Source organism: Achromobacter pestifer (genome assembly GCF_902859625.1).
Lineage (GTDB): Bacteria > Pseudomonadota > Gammaproteobacteria > Burkholderiales > Burkholderiaceae_B > Achromobacter > Achromobacter pestifer.
In genome coordinates this window covers 762716-780614 of the sequence record NZ_CADIJX010000003.1, presented here as the reverse complement: position 1 = coordinate 780614, position 17899 = coordinate 762716, and the positions used below count along the sequence as shown (strand labels likewise).

The window sequence follows — 17899 nt, the reverse complement described above, 5'->3', positions numbered from 1 at the left end:
CGGCAAGAGCGCCAACTCGGTGGCGTACCAGGGCTTGTCGGACTAGCGCCAAAAAAGTGCCACGCGCGCCGGCTTCACGCCGCCGCGACCGTCACCCAATAGCGGCTGCGGTACACCACTTTCACGGGCAGGCTGCGCGCCACCGCCAGCAACGCCGCATCGGTATCGTCCAGCTGGAATCCACCGGAAATCCGCAGTTCACCCACTTCCGGGTCGCAACGCAGGAGGCCCGGGCGATATCTGCCCAATTCGCGCACAAAGTCCGCAAGGCGCCAGTCGTCCGCATACAGCACGCCGTCTTCCCATGCCCCGGGAGAACGCATGGGTCTCCAGGGCGGCTGCACGGACGCTTCGGAAAAATCGGTGCACGCCCCGGCCTCCAGAATGGCGGCGGGTCCGCCGTTGGGAGATATCCGCACCCGCCCCTCAAGGACCGCAACCTGCGTATGCGCGTCGAACTGCCTGACGGTGAACACCGTGCCCAGCGCCTGCACGGCGCCTTCGGCGCTGCGCAACACCAACGGCCGAGGATCGGCGCTGCGCGATGTGCGCACCAGCACTTCCCCCCGGCGCAAGCGCAGCAGACGCACTGTCTCGTCGTAAGCCAGATCCAGGGCGCTGGCGGTGTTCAGGGTCAGCAGGGTGCCGTCGGGCAACTCAAAACGGCGGCGCTGGCCGCTGTCCGTGGCATAGTCGGCGGCCCAGGACTGCCAGGGGGCCACTTTCCAGGCTAGCCAGCCCGCAGGCAATACGGCGATCAGCCCAGCCAGGGCGCGTACGGCGGCGCGGCGCGATTTCGCCGCTTCCACGGTGGCGCGGCCCAGCCCCTGGGGCAATGCCCCGAACTTTCCCAGCACGGCCTGCGCTCGCTGCCAGGCCCGGTCATGTTCCGCGCTGCGCTGCCGCCAACGCTCGCAAGCCAACCGGTCCGCCTCGGTGAAATGCCCCGAATACAACCGGACCAGCCACTCGGCCGCTTCACCGGCGATGTCGGCATCGATGGCCTTCCCGTCTGCCGCGCTCATGATTCCGCCAGGATGCAATGCTTGAACGCCTCTGCCATGTAACGCTTGACGGTACGCAGGCTCACGCCCATCTCGGCGCCAATCTGCTCATAAGTCAGGCCGTCGAGCTGCGACAGGAGAAAGGCCGCGCGCACCTTGTCCGGCAAGGCAGCCAGCAAGGCGTCCGCCTCGCGCAAGGATTGCAGCACGATCAGGCGCTGCTCTTCCGAAGGCGCGTGCCGCGGCGGCATGGCGGCCAGCGCCTCCAGGTAGGCATGTTCAAGCGCATGGCGCCGGTACATGTCCACCATGAGCCGCTTGGCGATGGTGGTCAGATAAGCGCGCGGCTCGGCCAGCACCGGCAGCGCCCTGCGGCGATGCGTGGACATCAGCCCGACGAACGTGTCTTGCGCCAGGTCGGCGGCATCGGCGCTATTGCCCAGCCGCCTTCGCAGCCAGCCGTACAGCCAGCCGTGATGCGCTTCATAGATGTGCTGCACCGCCGCCGTGGCTGCCTGCTCGGAAGTAGACATGAAAGAGTTTTGTGAATAAGAATCAGTGCTGATTATTGCCTGACTCCGGCCTTGACGGCAATGCGTCTGGCCGCCCCGGGCGAACGTGTTTCATCCACGCCGGAAGGGCCGTCCCCTTCGGGTATAGTCTGGATCACTTTGCGCCCTTAGGAATTTGGCTTCACCATGACCAGCGCCCGCGACCTTGTCTACGGGGAACTCCGCCGACGGCTGATGTCCGGCGTGTTCTTGCCTGGCGAGCATCTGCGCGAAGAGCACATCGCGACGGAACTATCCGTCAGCCGCACGCCGGTTCGCAGCGCGATCGAACGGCTGATCACCGATGGCCTGGTCAAGCGTGAAGGCCGGCGCGGGGCGGTGGTCCTGGGTTGGGTGGACCGCGACATCAATGAAGCGTTCGAGCTGCGGCTGCTGCTGGAGCCTTATGCCGCGCGGAGCGCCGCGGAACGCGCCACCCCTGAACAGATCGACCATCTAGAGCAGATCAACCAACGCATGCTGGACGCCATCCTGTCCGACGACACCGACAAGGTGGCGCGCGTGCAGCATTGCAATAACCTGTTCCATCACGCCTTGCTAGATGCCGCGCAGTCCGCGCGCGTGCGGGCGATGGTCGAAAACCTGCTGGACATGCCGATCATCATCGGCTCGTTCTACTTCTATACGCATGACGACATGCTGCGCAGCGTGGAACACCACCGCCAGATCATCGCCGCGTTGCGCGCCCGTGACCCCGGCTGCGCGGACATCGCCATGCGTTTTCACCTGACCACCACGCACCTGCTGTTCCGCAGCCAGCGCAAGCCCCAGGGCGATGCGCCCACTGCGTGATTGCAGCGTCTTCCTACCGTCCTTTCATGTATTCGCCCCAGATTCTTGTCGCCCTTTTCGTCCTGCTGCTGGCCGTGGCCATTCCGCTGGTCTCCGTCGCGGTTCAGCTGATGCGCTTGTTCCGCTGGTCTTTCCTGGACGACAAGGCGTCGCGAGGCGAACGCCCGCACTTCACCGGGCCGGTGCTGGCCCTGTTGTTCAGTGGCTTGGCGGCCAGCGACTTCACGTCTTATGAGCCGATGCGGACCATTGCCGAATTGAATCCGGTGCCGCTCGCCGCGCGCGCGTACTTCACGGTGACGATGCTGGTGCTGGCGGTGCTGTCGTGGGCTTACGGCGGCGCAGTCAAGAAACGGCTGCTGCACCGCCTGGGCATCACTAAGCGCTAACGACGGACCAGCCGTTCAGGGCTGCCAGCCCTGCGCCTTCAACCGGGCGTCGATCCACGCGGTATCCAGCGTGCCGGCAGCGATCTGCGCCAACATCTGCTCTTCCACGCCATGCTTGGCCGACGCGGCGTCGTACAGCGCCGCCACCTGGTCATACGGCAACGACAACAATCCGTCTTCGTCACCCAGGATCAGGTCACCCGGTTCGATCGTCATGCCGTCCAACGCAATGACGCCGTTGATCTCGCCCGGACCATCCTTGTAAGGTCCACGGTGCGTCACGCCGGCGGCATACACCGGAAATGAGCCGCGCCGGATCGTGCCGCTATCGCGGATCGCACCGTTGATCACGATGCCGGCCAGGCCGCGCGACTGCGCGTAGGTGGTCATGATTTCGCCGATGATGGCGTTGGTCAGGTCGCCGCCGGCGTCCACCACCACCACATCGCCCGGCTGGGCCAGTTCCAGCGCCTTGTGCACCAGCAGATTGTCGCCTGGGCGCGTACGCACCGTCAGCGCCGGACCCGCCAGCGGATGGCCGTCATGCATCGGCCGCAGACGCGCGCCGCCGGCCGTCATGCGTGACATGCAATCACTGATGTTGGCAACGGGGACGTGACGGAACTTCTCGACAAATTCGCTGCTGACCGCGCGCTTGCGCGGGTGAATCTCAAAACCGATCATGACAGGCTCTCCTGGTGCTTCGTCTGTGGATCTCGCAAGATCATTGTTTCGGGATGCCGGCTTCTTGAACGACTTTCCCGAAGATGTCGTGATCGGCGCGATGGCGCTTGCCCAGATCCGCTGGCGTGCCCGTCATGACGCTGTAGCCGGACTCTTCAAGCTTCTTCACAACGTCGGGTTTGGCCTGCGAGGCATTCAGCGCCTGGTTCAGCGTGGCGATCACATCGTCCGGCGTCTTGCCTGGAGCCATCAGCCCCCACCAGATCGTTTGGTTGATGGTCTTGAAACCGCTTTCGGCAAACGTCGGCACGTCGGGCAAGGCGGGCGAACGCTCGTCCGCCACCACGGCCAGCGCGCGGACCTTGCCGCCGCGAATCTGCGGCAGCAGCGACGCGACAGAGCCCGTGTAAAGATCAATGCGGCCGCTGGCCAGATCGGGGAATGCCTGCGACCAGCCACGGTACGGCACATGCATCAGTTCCATGCCCGCGGCCTTGCGCCACAGGTGGCCAATCAGATCGCCGCTGCCACCGATGCCGGGAATGCCCAGCGACACCTGGCCCGGACGCGCCTTGGCCGCCTTCACCACATCGTCCAGCGTCTTGTAGGGGGACTCCGGCACCACCACGAACACGCTCGGCGACGATGCCACGAGGCCCACGGGCTTGAAGTCCTTGAAGGTGTCGTAGCTGAGTTTGTTGTACAGCCACGGGTTCAGCACGATGTTGTCGGTCTGCGCCATGACCAGCGTGTGCCCGTCGGGCTTGGCGCGCGCCGTGGCGTCAAGCGCCAGGTTGCCACCCGCGCCCGGCTTGTTCTCGACCACGATGTTCCAGCCCGTGTCCTGCGCGATGGCGGATCCGATCATGCGGGTCAGGGTGTCGGTTCCCCCGCCCGGCGGAAACGGCGAAATCAACGTGATGGGGGCCGTGCCCATGTCGGCCGCGCTGGCCACGGCGCATGACGCCAGCAGCGTCGCCGCCAGCAGAGTCTTCAAAGATGTCATTGTCTTCCTCACTTGTGTTTTTGGAATGGCGCGGCCCTCTATGGGGCCGGCTCCGCGATTCAGGATTGGCGGGCCAAGGGCGTCAGCCACGCCAGCCGATCCGCGACGGAATCGGGGACGTTGAATGACCCCGCATCGCGCGCTGCCTCGATACCCTTGGTTGTCCGTGCGAAGAGGCGTTCAACGCCATCCAGCACCAACGGCTGCAAACCGGCCTCGACCAATTGTTCGCGCGCCTCGCGCACCTCAGCCAAGCGGCGTGGCGCGTGCAACACATGCGAACGCACGAACGAATCGACGAATGTCGTCAACGGCGTCCGATCCATGTCGGACAACACTTCGTACAGCGATGCCCGCAAGCCCATGCTTTCGGCGGCAACCAGACATTCGACGGCCAGGCTTTCCATGCCCTTGGTCAGAATGCTGCGCAACAGCTTGAGCCGGACGGCATCGCCTGCCTGCCCGTCAATCGCCTGTGCGGGCGCTCCGCAGCCCAGCGTGAATTCCGCCACGGCAGGAGCACCCGTGCCCGCGCACAGCAACGGGGTACGCGCGCCCAGCAGCGCAATGGCGCCCATGATCGCGACATCGGTGAAGGGCACACCGCGCTGTGCGGCGATATCAGCGGCAGCACGCATGTCGGCCGCGCTCGCGGTCGTGAAATCCGCATAGGAGGCGTCGCCGCGCAGATGCGGCAGCGCTTGCGTCGCCACTTTCAGGGCCGCATGGCCGAACACCGCCGACACAACGATGTCGGCTTCCGCCAACCACGGGCCGGGCTCTCCATGCAGCGCGCTGCCATGCGAGGCGGCGCGCGCCTGCATCTCGGCGTCCTGGCGCAGCTCGCAAATGCCGACGATCGAATGCCCCCCGGCTACCCACGCCTGCGCATAGCACTCGCCGACTTCCCCACATCCAATCAATGCAATTTTCATGTTCGTAAATACAAAATAAATACAAACATGGTTATAGCCTGACAGAAAGGCCCGTTATTACTAGGGACAACCCGGATATTTCAATTCAAACAAGAACATAAAAAGTACATTGCTGAAGAAATCCGGCTTCTACCCTGGCCCCCGCCGACACCGGCTTGGGCACCATGGCCGCGCGGATTCTTCCCGCCGCCATCCCTTCTTCAATTGCTGGTAGTCTTGGCCCCAGCCGCGCGGCTTCTGCCGCGCCCGCCTCACTCATTCTGCGAGCCTCGATCATGACCAGCCCCATGTACAACGCCTCTGTTCCCGTCCTCAAGCAAATGCTGTCCGCCTTGTCGGACGTGCTGAAAAAGGCCGAAGCGCACGCCACTGAAAAGAACATCGATCCGTCCGCCTACCTGGGCGCCCGCCTGTTCCCGGACATGTTCCCGCTGTCGCGCCAAGTGCAGATCGCGACGGACTTCGCCAAGGGCATCTCATCGCGCCTGGCGGGTGCGGAAGTGCCGTCCTGGCCGGACGGCGAACCGACCTTCGCCGAATTGCAGGCGTTGATCGCCAAGACCCTGGCCCATGTCGATTCGTTCAAGCCAGAACAGTTCGAGCAAAGCGCGTCCCTGGAAATCGTGCTGCGCCCGGGCACGCCGAAAGAAAAGAAACTGTCGGGCAGCGCCTACCTGCTGCACTACGGTCTGCCGCAATTCTTCTTCCACGTGACCACGGCCTACGCGATCCTGCGCCACAACGGCATCGAAGTCGGCAAGCGCGACTACATGGGCGCCTATTGATGACACGCCGCGCGTGCGCATAACGCACGCCAGCAACGACAAGGGCCGCGAATTCGCGGCCCTTGTCGTTGCTGCTGGTGTTACGTATTCAGGGTTTCTCCCAATCCCACGCTTGTCGATTCCGGTGTCGTCTATTCGTCGTATCAGTACGACCCTCTCAACCTGTAAAGGCGGACACACCATGACTACTGGCACCGTTACCCTCCACCGCGTCCTGCGTTGCGCGCCCGACCGCGTGTATCGCGCTTTCCTTGAAGCCGATGCGATTGCAAGATGGCTTCCCCCCTACGGATTCACCTGCAAGGTCTACCACATGGACCCCACGGCAGGCGGCACCTACAAAATGGCGTTCCACAACTTCGGCTCAGGCCACAGCCATGCCTTTGATGGCGAATACAAGGAACTGGTCCCCGCCGAGAAGATCCGCTATACGGGCAGATTCGAGGATCCGAACCTGCCCGGCCAGATGCAGACCACCATCACCTTGCGCAAGGTCGTCTGCGGCACTGAAATCAACATCGTGCAGGAAGGCATCCCCGCCGTCATTCCACCCGAGATGTGCTACCTGGGCTGGCAGGAATCGCTGTTGCAACTGGCGAGACTGGTGGAACCTGAGATTCCCGACTGACCCGGACGGGCGGCGCGGCGCGGCGCGATGCAGCAAGATTTGAATCGGCGGGCCGGCTATCAATCGCTCGCAGCTTGCGATCCGGTAATCACTCTTGCCGGCAGCAGAGAAGCGGCGCCGCCATCCCATTCACCCTTGATCTTGGCCAGGAAGCCATCGTCGATGCGATGCGCCTCATCGCGAAGGACCTCTTCCATCGCGGTCGCGATCCGTTCGATGACGGCTTCCGGATGGGCGACACCGCACACCGTTCGGCCAAATTGCAGCAGCGCCTTTCGCGTCGGATATTGCCTCTTCTTGTTCATCTTCAGCGCGAGCGTGCGATCTGACAGTTTTCGTCCCGACTGAGGATCGTCCACTTCATAGACGCTGGTCGTCACCACGTCATACAACGGCGCCAATTCGGCGGGTGTCGCGCCAGGATACCGGTATAGCAATCCAAAATTCTTCAGATGCGCATCGCCATTGCGCACCAGAACCGACAACGTCACATACTCGAAATATCGAGCAAGACTCTCCGTACGATTTTCACCGCACAGAAGGCCAATCATCTCGGCAACCGTCTCATACGAGCTTAGGTACTTTTCCTTTGCACTCTTGCGCAACAGCACCGCCATGTCTTCAAACCCAAGCTGCTGGCCATTGTCCAAGTCAAAGCGGCGCATCACGAACAGCGAGCCATCGCCCGACAACCAAAAGTCCGGTACCCGTATGCCGGCCTTCTTGGCGGCGCTCATGCACAGAAACTCGTTCTGGGCCAGGAAGGGATAGTCCTCTCCGGCGGCTTTGACAATCAGGTCGGGAGTAAAGGCAGTGGACTTATCGACGATCGGCCTGACATCCGTGGCATCCGCGTCGGGCATCAGGACCTTGGGCTGAAAACCGGAAATGCCAGAGGTGAGATAGGCGTTGACCAGGTGCTCGAAGAGTTCAATGCTTGCTCCGCTGGTCAACAACGCCGAAAGCCCGACCTCGGGTCGAAGCTGGATGACTTCGCGGCCCGGTTCGTGATATCGCAAACGCCCGATCTGGTGGCTGCCGGTCAAGGCCAGCAAACGCATATCGTCAAGTTCCACGTCCTTGCCAAAGCGCTCCCAGAGTCTTTCGTAAAGATAGCCTTCCGGCCGATTCATCGCGAAGATCGGCGGCACAACGGTATCTGCATAACTCTCGGCGCGATGCGGCATGATCAGGGAAATCTCTCGATCTTGCCCAGGGTGGGTGTAGTTGAATACGAAGCGGGATTCCTTTTGAAGCAACCCCGACTCACCTTGCGGCGTGCTGATCTCCAGCTTCTTGATCTTCGCGTTACTCATCACCCACGCGCCCCACATCGTCGTAATTGATGCTCGCGGTATCGATGCGCAGCCCCATATTGAGCACGGCCAATGCTCTCATTATTGAATGCAGACCCACGTTCTCGCCCTTCTCGATCTGCACGATCAATTGGCGCGTCAGCCCAGCCCGCTGGGCAAGTTCCGCTTGGCTTAGCTTGCGCTGCTTCCGCTCACGCTGAAAGCTGGCCCCGAACTGGGCGGGAATGACGGCAGTTGATACGTACGGCATCGTGGACATTTTCCGGAATCAGACGAGCAATGTTAGATATACCGTACATCTAATTGAGTTGAAAATGTACGGTAATCAGTACATAAATCTCAGTGATTGCCTTTTATGTCGTTTATATCGTACATTCCAAGCATTAAGGGCGGCGACCCGCCTCGACCTGAATCTTCAGTTCCACTTCCGGCTTGAAGCCCATGTCTAGGCCGAAGTTCAGCCCGAAGTCCTTGCGGCTGAACTTCGTCGACACATCGGCGCCGCACACTTCGCGCTTTTCCATCGGGTGCTGAATGCACTTGAAGTCATCGATTTCAAGCACGACCGGGCGCGTGACGCCGCGCAAGGTCAAATCGCCTTTGGCTTCCTCAGGGCGGTCTCCATCGAATTTGGTGAACTTGCCCTTGAACGTGGCAGTGGGATAGCGGGCGGCATCGAAGATGTCGGGCGCGACCGCGTGCTGGTTCATTTCGTCGTGGCCGAAATCCACGGATTTGATGTCCACCGTGACTTCCACGGTACCGGTGCGGGCCTCGCGATCCAGCACCACCACACCCGCTGACTTGTTGAACTTGCCACGCCAGGTGGACAGCCCGCCAAGGTGATCGGCTTCAAAACTGGGGTAGGTATGCGACGGATCCAGATCGTAGGTCACCGGCGCGGCAACAGCAGGCAGGGACAACATCAGCGCGCTTGCGCCCAGCAACAGGGACGGGAACAGCTTCATCAGGACTCCTTGTGACAGGGAAGCGTGCCGTGGACGAACCGCCACGGGCACGCTAGGGAACCCTGACAATACCATTCAGAAAAATGTCAGCACAGACAGGCGTCATTGAAACCTCATGTCTGAATTGCTCACTAAATCGACATACGGCCTTTCTGATTCGAGCAATAATTCGCCTGCACATTTGTCCGCAAACCCAGGAATGACAATGAAAAGAATATTTGCTTTGCTGATTTGCGCTGCCCTGCCGGTGGCTGTCCAGGCACAACCCGACACCGAGCCGCTGAAACTGGACCCGAACAATAAACTGTTCTGCAATGCGCAAACCGACTGGTGCGTCGGCATCAAGACGGACGGAACCCTAGAGACCAACGGCCCGTTTGCCACCAGCCGCACTTTGCGCTCGGATCGCGCATTCTGGGACTTGCCCGATATTCCGGATTTTTCCCAGTTCACGGTATGGCCGCAGGTGATCCGGCTAAGCGAAGAGCGTGCATTGGTGGGCGTGGTCGGCCCTGCCGAACCCGACTACAAGCTGGAAACGTCGTTCTCTGGCGGCAGCTTCATCCGCAAGGATCTTTATCTGTTCGAGGTCAGCCTGGGCGAAGAATCCAGCAGCAACCTGGTGTTCATCACGCCCTGGTCGGCCGAGACGACGATCCGGTCCTGCTTCAATGAGGCCGATGAGAAAAAGCGCGACGGCCATTGCGTCGATGCTTATCGATTCACGACCCAGCTACAAGCCCTGCCCGGGAAGAAGGCGGCTACTGGAAACGAGTATCCGAACCTGCAAATCACCACTCAGGCAACGCGCGCACCGGCCGGCGCCAGCCGCTATGCCGACTCCACCGCGGCACCGGCACCGACGAAGGCGCAGGCGGCCCCCGCCGTCGACAAGCAGTGCAGCTACACAGTGACGTATCAGTGGAAATCGGACGGCTCGGTGTACGAACCGACGTCGCCGCTGCCGGACTGCGCGGAATTCCTACAGGCCTCGCCCAAGGCGAAGCCATAAGGCAACGACAGCCAGCACGGGCAGCGGCCGCATGGGCGCTGCCCATGCCTGCTTACTCTGCGTAGCCCGGATTCTTTCGATCCAGGCGCCGCAAGAGTCCCGGCCATGCCAGCGCCGCCTTGTGCGCCCGATCCGCCGGTGATTCCACGGCGGCGCGTGCCAGGACTTCCGGCGGAATGAAGATCAGCTCGCCGCCCCCCGCCTGCGCGCGCACCTGCGCCATGCAAGCCGCTTCCAGCCGATGCATGGCCTGGAACGCTTCCGCCATCGTCTGGCCCACGGTCAGCAAGCCGTGGTTGCGCAGGATCAGGTAGTTATTGCTGCCCAGGTCATGCACCAGACGCGGCTGCTCTTCCGGATTCAGTGCCAGACCTTCGTAGTCGTGATAGCTGAGCGACCGCAAGGCGATGAACGCAAACTGCGATAGCGGCAGCAGGCCCGCCTTCTGCGCCGACACCGCCACCCCATTGATGGAATGCGTGTGCAGCACGCACATCGCATCCTTGCGGGCCGCGTGGATACAGCTGTGGATGGTGAAGCCGGCCGGATTGATGTCATATTCCGACTCCATGACCTTGTTCCCGTTCAGATCGATCTTGACCAGGCTGGACGCCGTGATCTCGTCGAACATCATCCCGTAGGGATTGATCAGGAAATGTTCGGTGCCCGGCACCTTGGCGGTGATGTGCGTGAAAATCAGGTCGTCCCAACCGAACAGCGCCACCAGCCGATACAGCGCCGCCAAGTCCGTGCGGATTTGCCATTCAGTGGCGCTGACTTGATCGCGCACGCTGACGCCCTGCTTGTTTGCCGTATCCATCCCGTCTCCTCTATTGGTGTTTGTTTGTCTTGGATTTCTCCCGAAGCCGCATCGTTTCGGGTCAGCCAGATACTTTATTGGTTTTGCGCGGCACCGGCACTGCGGAAATGGCCGCCGTCCGTCTGGTGGAAACAATTATCCCGCCCGCCTTCCATTTTCTGCCTATGATGGATTTCCGCTTGCATAATAAAAGCCGCCCGAATCAGGAGACCCCGTCATGTCGCTTGCGCTCTACGGCCACCCCTTTTCCTCATACACGCAAAAAGTCCTGATCGCGCTGTATGAAAACGGGACGCGCTTTGAATTCCGCTGCATCGGCCCCGATACCCCGCAACATGCCGCCGAATGGTTGCGGCGCTGGCCGTTGCATAAATTCCCGCTGCTGGTCGACGGCGAACGCAACGTGGCCGAAACCAGCATCATCATCGAATACCTGCAATTGACGCATCCCGGGCCCGAACTGCTGGTCCCCGCCGATCCTGCCGCCGCGCTGGACGTGCGCTTTCTGGACCGGTTCTTCGATCTGCACGTCATGAACTGGGTGCAGCACGCGGTCAACGGCGCGCTGACGGGGGATGAAACCAAGCGCCGGGAAGGACGGGCGCTGGCCACCGAAAAGCTGGAGCTGGCCTATGGCTGGCTGGACGCGCAACTGGGCGGCCGGGCCTGGGCCACCGGGCCCGACTTCACCATGGCAGACTGTGCCGCCGCGCCAGCGCTGTTCTACGCGGACTGGACGCATCCCATTTCTGAAACCTACCCCGTGCTGCGCGCCTATCGCGCCAGACTGCTTGGCCGGCGCTCGTTCGCGCGGGCCGTGCAAGAGGCGCGGCCGTTCCGTCACTTGTTCCCGCTGGGCGCACCGGATCGGGACTGACGGGACGATGCCATTGCCACAAGGTCCGCGCCAACCCCTGCCCGCCTTTTTCCGATCGCACCTGGAATCGCTGTCCGGCGTCGGCCTGCTGCTGGGCACGCTGTTCTTCGCGGCGTCGCTCACGCCCACGCTGGTTCCCCGCACGTACCTGACCCAAGGCGTTCTGGCGGGCACCTGCCTTGCGGCCGGTTACGGACTAGGTGTGCTGTGGCATTGGTTGTGGGCCTATCTGGAACTGCCAGAGCCCCGCGCACGTGCGGCGCGCGTCACCAACCTGCTGATCACCGCGTTGTGCCTGTTCGTGCTGGTCCTGTTCCTGTGGCGCGCGGCCGAATGGCAGAACACGATCCGGGCCTTGATGAAGATGGACCCGGTGACAAGCGCCCATCCCTTCAAGGTCAGTGCCACGGCCCTGATCACTTTTTCCGCGCTGCTGGCGCTGGGCCGCTTGTTCAAATGGGTGGCCCGCGCGCTGTCCACCCAGGTGCGTCGCGTTGTGCCTCGGCGAGTCGCCAACGTGACGGGCGCGGCCATTGCGATTCTGATCTTCTGGTCGCTGGCCAACAACGTGTTCTTCCGCGCGGCGCTGCACGTGCTGGACGCCTCGTTCCGCGAATACGACGCGCTGATCGAGCCAGAGCGTCCGCAGCCTACCGACCCCGCCAAGACGGGCAGCCCGAACTCTTTGATCGCGTGGAAGCAACTGGGCCGCGCGGGCCGGGAATACATCGCCTCGGGTCCCAGTGCCAGCGAGATCCGCACGCAGACCGGACGCGATGCGATGGAGCCGATCCGCGTCTACGTGGGGTTGCCGGCGGCAAACACGGCGCAGGCTCGGGCCAAGTTGGCCCTGGAAGAAATGAAGCGCGTGGGCGCATTCAAGCGATCCGTCCTGGTTGTGGTGACCCCCACGGGCACGGGCTGGATCGACCCTGCGGCCATGGACACGGCCGAATACCTGTTGCACGGCGACGTGGCCAGCGTGGCCATGCAGTATTCGTATCTATCCAGTCCTCTTTCGCTGCTGGCTCAGCCCGAATACGGCGCGGAGGCCGCACGCGCGCTGTTCACCGAGATCTACGACTACTGGACTGCCTTGCCCAAGGACCAGCGGCCCAAGCTCTATCTGCACGGCCTGAGCCTGGGCGCGATGAACTCCGCCCGATCCGCCGAGCTCTTTGAAATGATCGGCGACCCCATCCAGGGCGCGCTATGGAGCGGCCCGCCCTTCGAAAGCCGGGTCTGGCGCACGATCACCGACGCCCGCAATCCGGGCTCACCCGCCTGGCTGCCCGAACTGCGCGATGGCGCCTTCGTGCGCTTCATGAATCAGAACGGCTCGCCCGTGCCGGCCGACGCGCCATGGGGGCCGATGCGCATCGTCTACCTGCAATACGCCAGCGACGCCGTCACGTTCTTCGACTATCGCGACCTGTACCGGCGCCCCGCCTGGATGGATCACCCGTACGGCCCGGACGTATCGCCCGACCTGCGCTGGGTGCCTGTCGTGACCATGTTGCAGCTTGCGCTGGACATGTCCGTCAGTACCCACACGCCGATCGGCTATGGCCACGTGTACGCGCCGCAACACTATGTGGATGCCTGGCTGGCCGTGACCGGTGTGCAGGATTGGCCGGCCGGCGACTTGGCCAGCCTGAAGCGTCACTTGATGGATCGTGCGCGCGCGGCGATGGACGATGGAGAAGGCAAGGAAGCCGCGTACGACAACCGCGGCGGGTGATCAGTTCGCCTGCACGTCCGCGCTCTCGATGATGCGCTTCCAACGCTCGGTTTCTTCGTTGGACAACTTGGCAAGGTCGGCGCTGGTTCCGGGAAACGGCACCGCGCCCTGCTCAGCCAGGTGGGCAATCATGGACTCGTCCTTGGCCAGGCTGATGACCGTGTCCTGTAGCTTGCGGATCACATCGGCAGGCGTGCCCGCTGGCGCCATCACGCCGTACCAGGATTCGACCACGGCGTCCTTCACCCCAGCCTCGGCCAACGTCGGCACATCGGGAATCGCAGCACTGCGCTGCTCGCTGGCCACGGCCAGTACGCGCACCTTGCCTGACTTGATATACGCCAACACGTTCGGCAGATTCGCAAACAGCACTTGCACCTGCCCCGACAACAGATCGGACGTCGCCGGGCCCGCGCCGCGATAAGGCACATGCTCGAACTTGGCGCCTGATCGGTACATGAACAACTCGCCCGTCAGATGATTGACGGAACCCATCCCCGCCGACGCCATGTTCAATTTTCCAGGGTTCTGCTTCGCATATGCCACCAGTTCCGCGACGTTCCTGGCTGGCGTATCCGCCGACACCGCCAGCACGTTCGGCACCGTGGAAAACAGCGCGACCGGCGCAAAATCCTTGATGGCGTCGTACGGCAGGTTCTTGGTCAGCAACGGTTGAATGGATTGCTGCCCCATCGTCGCCAGCAACAAGGTATAGCCATCGGCCGGCGCCTTGGCGACGAAGTTCGCGCCGATGCTGCCGCCGCCCCCCGGCTTGTTTTCCACAATGACCGTCTGGCCCAGCATCTCTGACATCCGATTGGCAAGCAGGCGCCCCATCAGATTCACCGTTCCACCTGGCGCGAAGGGCACCACCATCGTGATCGGCTTGGAAGGATAGGACTGAGCATGGGCTTGGCCCCCAAGGCCCAACCCCATGGCTGCGGCCACCGCCGCGACATACTTCAACATGATTATTCCCCTTGATTTGTATGGTCGGTCATGCCTGGACGGACGGCACCGCGGACTCGGATGAAACAAGCGCATGCACTCGTTGTTGCAGCAGATCTTGTGCGTTGGCCACACGCTGCGCCGTTGCCGTGATGACGCTGCGCTTGCGCGCCAGCAACGTTCTCTGTTCTTCGATGTGATTAACAACCAGGCCAGGCGCCGGCCCGCCGAACGATTGGCGTGCGGCCACGTTGCGAACCGGGTCCAGGCAGGCGCTGATATCCGCCTGCTGCAACGCGACCTGCCGGCCAAGTTGTTGCGCGGCTGCGGCATTGACCATCTGAGGCGTGATGTCTCGGGCGAAAATGCCCGCTTCCAGCGCCTGCCGCACCACGGCGCCGATGATGTGGTGCGCATCGCGGAAAGAGGCGTCGGCCTTGCGAACCAACAAATCGGCCAGATCCGTGACGGTTGAGAAATCTTCGGCCGCGCGGGACGCCATGCGCGCGCGGTTTGGCTCCACCCGCTGCACCAGCAGCTTGATCAGCGCCAGCGATTTCAGCGCTTCATCGCAGGCTTCCCAGCAGGTCCGGGTGCTTTCCCGGCTGCTGTCTCCGGAATGCGTGAAATGGGTGGACTTGACCGTTGAGAATGCGGCCGACGTCAACCCGATCAAGTGGCCCGTCTTGCCGCGCAGATACTCCAACACGGCCGGATTCTTCTTCTGCGGCATGATGCTGGACGTACTGGCGATGCTGTCAGGAAAAGACAGGAAGCCGAATTCCGGTGTCGACCAGATGTAGAAGTCCTGCACCATCCGGCTGCTGGTGATCATCATGATCGACAATGCCGCGCTCAGCTCCAATGCAAAATCCCGCGAGGCCACGCCGTCCAGCGAATTCGCCAGTGGCGCGCTGAAGCCCAGCATCGCGCTGGTGGCATCTCGATCAATCGGGAACGAGGTACCCGCCAGCGCGCAAGCGCCCAACGGAGACGCATCCGCGGTGTCCAAGGCATGCAGCAAGCGGTCAACGTCCCGCGACCAGGCATCAACCAACGCCGACAGGTAATAGCCATACGTGATCGGTTGCGCGGCTTGCATGTGCGTGTAGCCGGGCATCACACAGTCAGCGTATTTGTCCGCCTGCAAAAGCGCCGCTTCCGCGACGTCGATCAATGCAGCCGCGATCCGCGTGGCGAAATCCCGTGCCCGGATGCGATCAATGGTGGCGCCGATGTCATTGCGGCTGCGCGCGGTATGCAGGCGTCCGCCCAGCTCTTGCCCGACCAGCTTGATCAGATGCGCTTCGTAGTTGAAGTAGGCCTCTTCGCGCGCCGGGTCCAGCTCGATGCCATCCGGGCCATCCGCCTGCATCTTCAGCAAGGCGTCGGCCAGCCGAACCGATGCGCCGTGATCCAGGATGCCCTGCTCATGCAGCATGACCAGATGCGCAAGATTGATCTGATTCAGCATCTCGAAATTGGCGAAGAACTCGCGATTCAAGCGCGGAAGGAAAATGTATTGAAGCACTTCCGGGGCTAGCGGTTGCTTCAGGCGGCTGCTGACTTTGGATTCCATTTCAGTCCGGATGGGAACGGGGGAAACGGTAGTCTCCGTCTGCGCCAACTCATGCGTCAAATCAGATATTTACGGCTTTGAATACATAATTGATATGATTATTCCTCGATTGACCGGGGACGGATCGATGAATTTCAAGCAAGTCGAAGCGTTTCGCGCCGTGATGATGACGCGCTCCATGACCACGGCGGCTGGGCTGCTGCATACCTCGCAACCGAATGTCAGCCGCTGGATCGCCCTGCTGGAAAACGCTCTGGGCTTCGTCCTGTTCAAGCGTGTCGGCACCCGGCTGATCCCCACCGCTGAAGCCGATGCCTTCTACGCCGACGTCGAACGTGCGTTCATCGGTCTGGAATCATTGAACGACAGCGCCAGCTCCATTCGTCGGCGCGGCACGGGTCTGCTCAGGGTCGGCGCCGTGGGTTCCATCATGCAATGCGTACTGCCGGACGCCATCCGCTTGTTCCGGGAAACCGTTTCGGACATCCCTGTCGTGGTCAGTACGGGCGGATCGGATGTGGTGGCCAAATGGATGGCCACCGGCTTTTGCGACATTGGCTTCTGTTCCATCCAGACCGACGTGCCCGGCCTGCACTTCGCACGGATCAACATGGCGCATGGTGTTGGAATCGTGCCCGGCACCCACCGCTTGGCTCGCAAGAAATCACTGAAGCCCGCCGATTTCAATGACGAGAACTTCATCTCGCTGCCGGCCGGCAGTTTCAACCGTGCGGCGGTCGATCGGCACTTTCCGAACGACTCAAGAATCCTCTCAATCGAAACGCCCTACGCCACCACCATCTGCTCGATGGTCAGCAGGGGCTTGGGCGTGTCGATCATCAATCCGGTGGTATCGCGCACGCTGAACATGCCTGAGCTGCGCGAGATCCCTTTCTCGGAGCGCATCGAGTTCCCTAGTTACGCGGTTACCTCCGATCACTTTCCCGTTGGCGCCCTGGCCAGCAAAATGACGGAATGCGTGCAAGCGGTATTCGCTTCCCTGAACCTGGCCAGCCCTGCCCGATGACCCGCCCCCCTTTTCCTGGCCGCCTGACCTCCTACTTCCACAGCGGCGACGCCCTTCGCAGCCGCAGTGTCAGCGGCATCGTGCTGTCGGGCATGGTTGACGTGCCAGCGCCCCCTGACCGCCTGATCGCCGATTGGAACCGCGAGATCGCGACCCGCTTGTGCCTGGAGCCCGGCGACGTCGAAGCCATGCCGTTGGCGCGTACGCAAGTGCGCTGGCCCGACTACAAGCACTGCCTGCAAGCCATGGCTGCGTGGACGCGCACGTTGGGGATGGGCGACGTGCTTGCCGACAGCGATATCGCGCTGATGGCATGCCGCGGCGCCAGGTATCACCATGATGGCGAGCAGTACGGCGGCGCGGCCTTCTGCAATCTATTCCTGAGCGAAGACAAGGGGCTGGACGTGTGCTTTCCATCCACCGGCGACCGGATTGCGCTCACCCGAGGCACCGCCATCGTCTTCGACACCTGCCAGCCACATGCCGTGGTCCCACGCGGCACCAACGCCTTCCAGACAGCTGACTTCGCCACGGGCGAAGATCTCACCCAATTGTTCCTGACATGGGAATTGCCCATCGAAGCGGAGTGCGTGGCGCGGGTGCTTGGGGTGGAATTCGATGTGAGCCCGGACGTCGCGGCGCGCTTGAATGAAGAGCAGGTTTGGAAAGGGGGGGTGCAAGCGATGGTCAGCCCGCAGTCCGGGCGGTGGGAACCTGCCGCCTGAAAGTCCAGGCCCGCCGAACGGGACAGGCCGCCCAGGTGCCCGATTCGCGGGAGGTTTCCATTGCGGCCAAGATAGTTTATTGTTTCTTTCA

General features: G+C 62.3%; 21 protein-coding genes. 9 read left to right on the top strand and 12 right to left on the bottom strand.

All coding sequences use genetic code 11. The annotated features are described in order from the left end of the window. Nucleotides 1-74: 74 nt before the first annotated feature. Nucleotides 75-1025 carry a FecR domain-containing protein gene (locus HV753_RS15145; RefSeq protein WP_175175296.1) on the bottom strand — a complete coding sequence of 317 codons (951 nt, stop codon included), beginning with the start codon at nt 1023-1025 and terminating at the stop codon, nt 75-77. Then, entirely contained in the window at nt 1022-1537 is a 516-nt protein-coding gene (locus HV753_RS15140) for a sigma-70 family RNA polymerase sigma factor (protein WP_175175295.1), read from the bottom strand. The genes HV753_RS15145 and HV753_RS15140 overlap by 4 nt, the downstream gene beginning before the upstream one ends. A 165-nt stretch (nt 1538-1702) precedes the next feature. On the opposite strand from HV753_RS15140, the gene HV753_RS15135 reads away from it, so the two are divergent. Further along, complete coding sequence (locus HV753_RS15135; protein ID WP_175175294.1) at nt 1703-2368, top strand: GntR family transcriptional regulator; 666 nt, start codon at nt 1703-1705, stop codon at nt 2366-2368. Nucleotides 2369-2394: 26 nt separating this feature from the next. Then, nucleotides 2395-2757 carry a hypothetical protein gene (locus HV753_RS15130; protein ID WP_175175293.1) on the top strand — a complete coding sequence of 121 codons (363 nt, stop codon included), beginning with the start codon at nt 2395-2397 and terminating at the stop codon, nt 2755-2757. Between the two features lie 15 nt (nt 2758-2772). Here the strand turns inward: HV753_RS15130 and HV753_RS15125 are convergent, their stop codons facing one another. From HV753_RS15125 to HV753_RS15110, 4 genes are all read right to left on the bottom strand, one after another. Further along, nucleotides 2773-3441, bottom strand: coding sequence for an RraA family protein (locus tag HV753_RS15125; protein ID WP_175175292.1), 669 nt, complete (start codon nt 3439-3441; stop codon nt 2773-2775). A gap of 40 nt (nt 3442-3481) precedes the next feature. After that, on the bottom strand, nt 3482-4447 hold the full coding sequence (locus HV753_RS15120; RefSeq protein ID WP_175175291.1) for a Bug family tripartite tricarboxylate transporter substrate binding protein: 966 nt from the start codon (nt 4445-4447) through the stop codon (nt 3482-3484). Between the two features lie 59 nt (nt 4448-4506). Further along, entirely contained in the window at nt 4507-5382 is an 876-nt protein-coding gene (locus tag HV753_RS15115; protein WP_175175290.1) for an NAD(P)-dependent oxidoreductase, read from the bottom strand. 85 nt (nt 5383-5467) lie between these two features. Further along, nucleotides 5468-5659, bottom strand: coding sequence for a hypothetical protein (locus HV753_RS15110; RefSeq protein ID WP_175175289.1), 192 nt, complete (start codon nt 5657-5659; stop codon nt 5468-5470). Between HV753_RS15110 and HV753_RS15105 the strand changes: the two genes are divergently transcribed. Together HV753_RS15105 and HV753_RS15100 are read left to right on the top strand one after the other, a co-directional pair. Further along, nucleotides 5658-6167 (top strand): DUF1993 domain-containing protein, encoded by a 510-nt coding sequence (locus HV753_RS15105; protein WP_175175288.1) that lies wholly within the window; start codon nt 5658-5660, stop codon nt 6165-6167. The genes HV753_RS15110 and HV753_RS15105 overlap by 2 nt on opposite strands. Before the next feature lie 181 nt (nt 6168-6348). Beyond that, nucleotides 6349-6795: an SRPBCC family protein gene (locus HV753_RS15100; protein ID WP_175175287.1), complete on the top strand. Its 447-nt coding sequence runs from the start codon at nt 6349-6351 to the stop codon at nt 6793-6795. A gap of 59 nt (nt 6796-6854) precedes the next feature. On the opposite strand, the gene HV753_RS15095 is transcribed toward HV753_RS15100, so the two are convergent. From HV753_RS15095 to HV753_RS15085, 3 genes are all read right to left on the bottom strand, one after another. Continuing rightward, nucleotides 6855-8111, bottom strand: a complete 1257-nt coding sequence (locus HV753_RS15095; RefSeq protein ID WP_175175286.1) for a type II toxin-antitoxin system HipA family toxin — start codon at nt 8109-8111, stop codon at nt 6855-6857. Further along, entirely contained in the window at nt 8104-8361 is a 258-nt protein-coding gene (locus HV753_RS15090; RefSeq protein WP_175175285.1) for a helix-turn-helix domain-containing protein, read from the bottom strand. The genes HV753_RS15095 and HV753_RS15090 overlap by 8 nt, the downstream gene beginning before the upstream one ends. Before the next feature lie 133 nt (nt 8362-8494). After that, entirely contained in the window at nt 8495-9079 is a 585-nt protein-coding gene (locus HV753_RS15085) for a YceI family protein (protein ID WP_175175284.1), read from the bottom strand. A 205-nt stretch (nt 9080-9284) separates the two neighbouring features. Here HV753_RS15085 and HV753_RS15080 point away from each other — a divergent pair, with 205 nt between their 5' ends. Further along, nucleotides 9285-10091 (top strand): hypothetical protein, encoded by an 807-nt coding sequence (locus HV753_RS15080; RefSeq protein WP_175175283.1) that lies wholly within the window; start codon nt 9285-9287, stop codon nt 10089-10091. Between the two features lie 52 nt (nt 10092-10143). Here the strand turns inward: HV753_RS15080 and HV753_RS15075 are convergent, their stop codons facing one another. Then, on the bottom strand, nt 10144-10911 hold the full coding sequence (locus HV753_RS15075) for a class II aldolase/adducin family protein (RefSeq protein WP_175175282.1): 768 nt from the start codon (nt 10909-10911) through the stop codon (nt 10144-10146). Between the two features lie 217 nt (nt 10912-11128). Between HV753_RS15075 and HV753_RS15070 the strand changes: the two genes are divergently transcribed. Together HV753_RS15070 and HV753_RS15065 are read left to right on the top strand one after the other, a co-directional pair. Beyond that, nucleotides 11129-11788, top strand: coding sequence for a glutathione S-transferase family protein (locus HV753_RS15070; RefSeq protein ID WP_175175281.1), 660 nt, complete (start codon nt 11129-11131; stop codon nt 11786-11788). Between the two features lie 7 nt (nt 11789-11795). Continuing rightward, nucleotides 11796-13529, top strand: coding sequence for an alpha/beta hydrolase (locus tag HV753_RS15065; RefSeq protein ID WP_175175280.1), 1734 nt, complete (start codon nt 11796-11798; stop codon nt 13527-13529). On the opposite strand, the gene HV753_RS15060 is transcribed toward HV753_RS15065, so the two are convergent. Beyond that, on the bottom strand, nt 13530-14498 hold the full coding sequence (locus tag HV753_RS15060; RefSeq protein WP_175175279.1) for a Bug family tripartite tricarboxylate transporter substrate binding protein: 969 nt from the start codon (nt 14496-14498) through the stop codon (nt 13530-13532). Between the two features lie 28 nt (nt 14499-14526). Then, nucleotides 14527-16056 (bottom strand): argininosuccinate lyase, encoded by a 1530-nt coding sequence (gene argH, locus HV753_RS15055; RefSeq protein ID WP_175175278.1) that lies wholly within the window; start codon nt 16054-16056, stop codon nt 14527-14529. A 127-nt stretch (nt 16057-16183) separates the two neighbouring features. Between argH and HV753_RS15050 the strand changes: the two genes are divergently transcribed. After that, a complete protein-coding gene (locus HV753_RS15050) occupies nt 16184-17083 on the top strand; it encodes a LysR substrate-binding domain-containing protein (protein WP_175175277.1) in 900 nt (299 codons plus the stop codon). Beyond that, nucleotides 17080-17808, top strand: a complete 729-nt coding sequence (locus HV753_RS15045) for a hypothetical protein (RefSeq protein WP_175175276.1) — start codon at nt 17080-17082, stop codon at nt 17806-17808. The genes HV753_RS15050 and HV753_RS15045 overlap by 4 nt, the downstream gene beginning before the upstream one ends. Nucleotides 17809-17899: the final 91 nt, after the last annotated feature.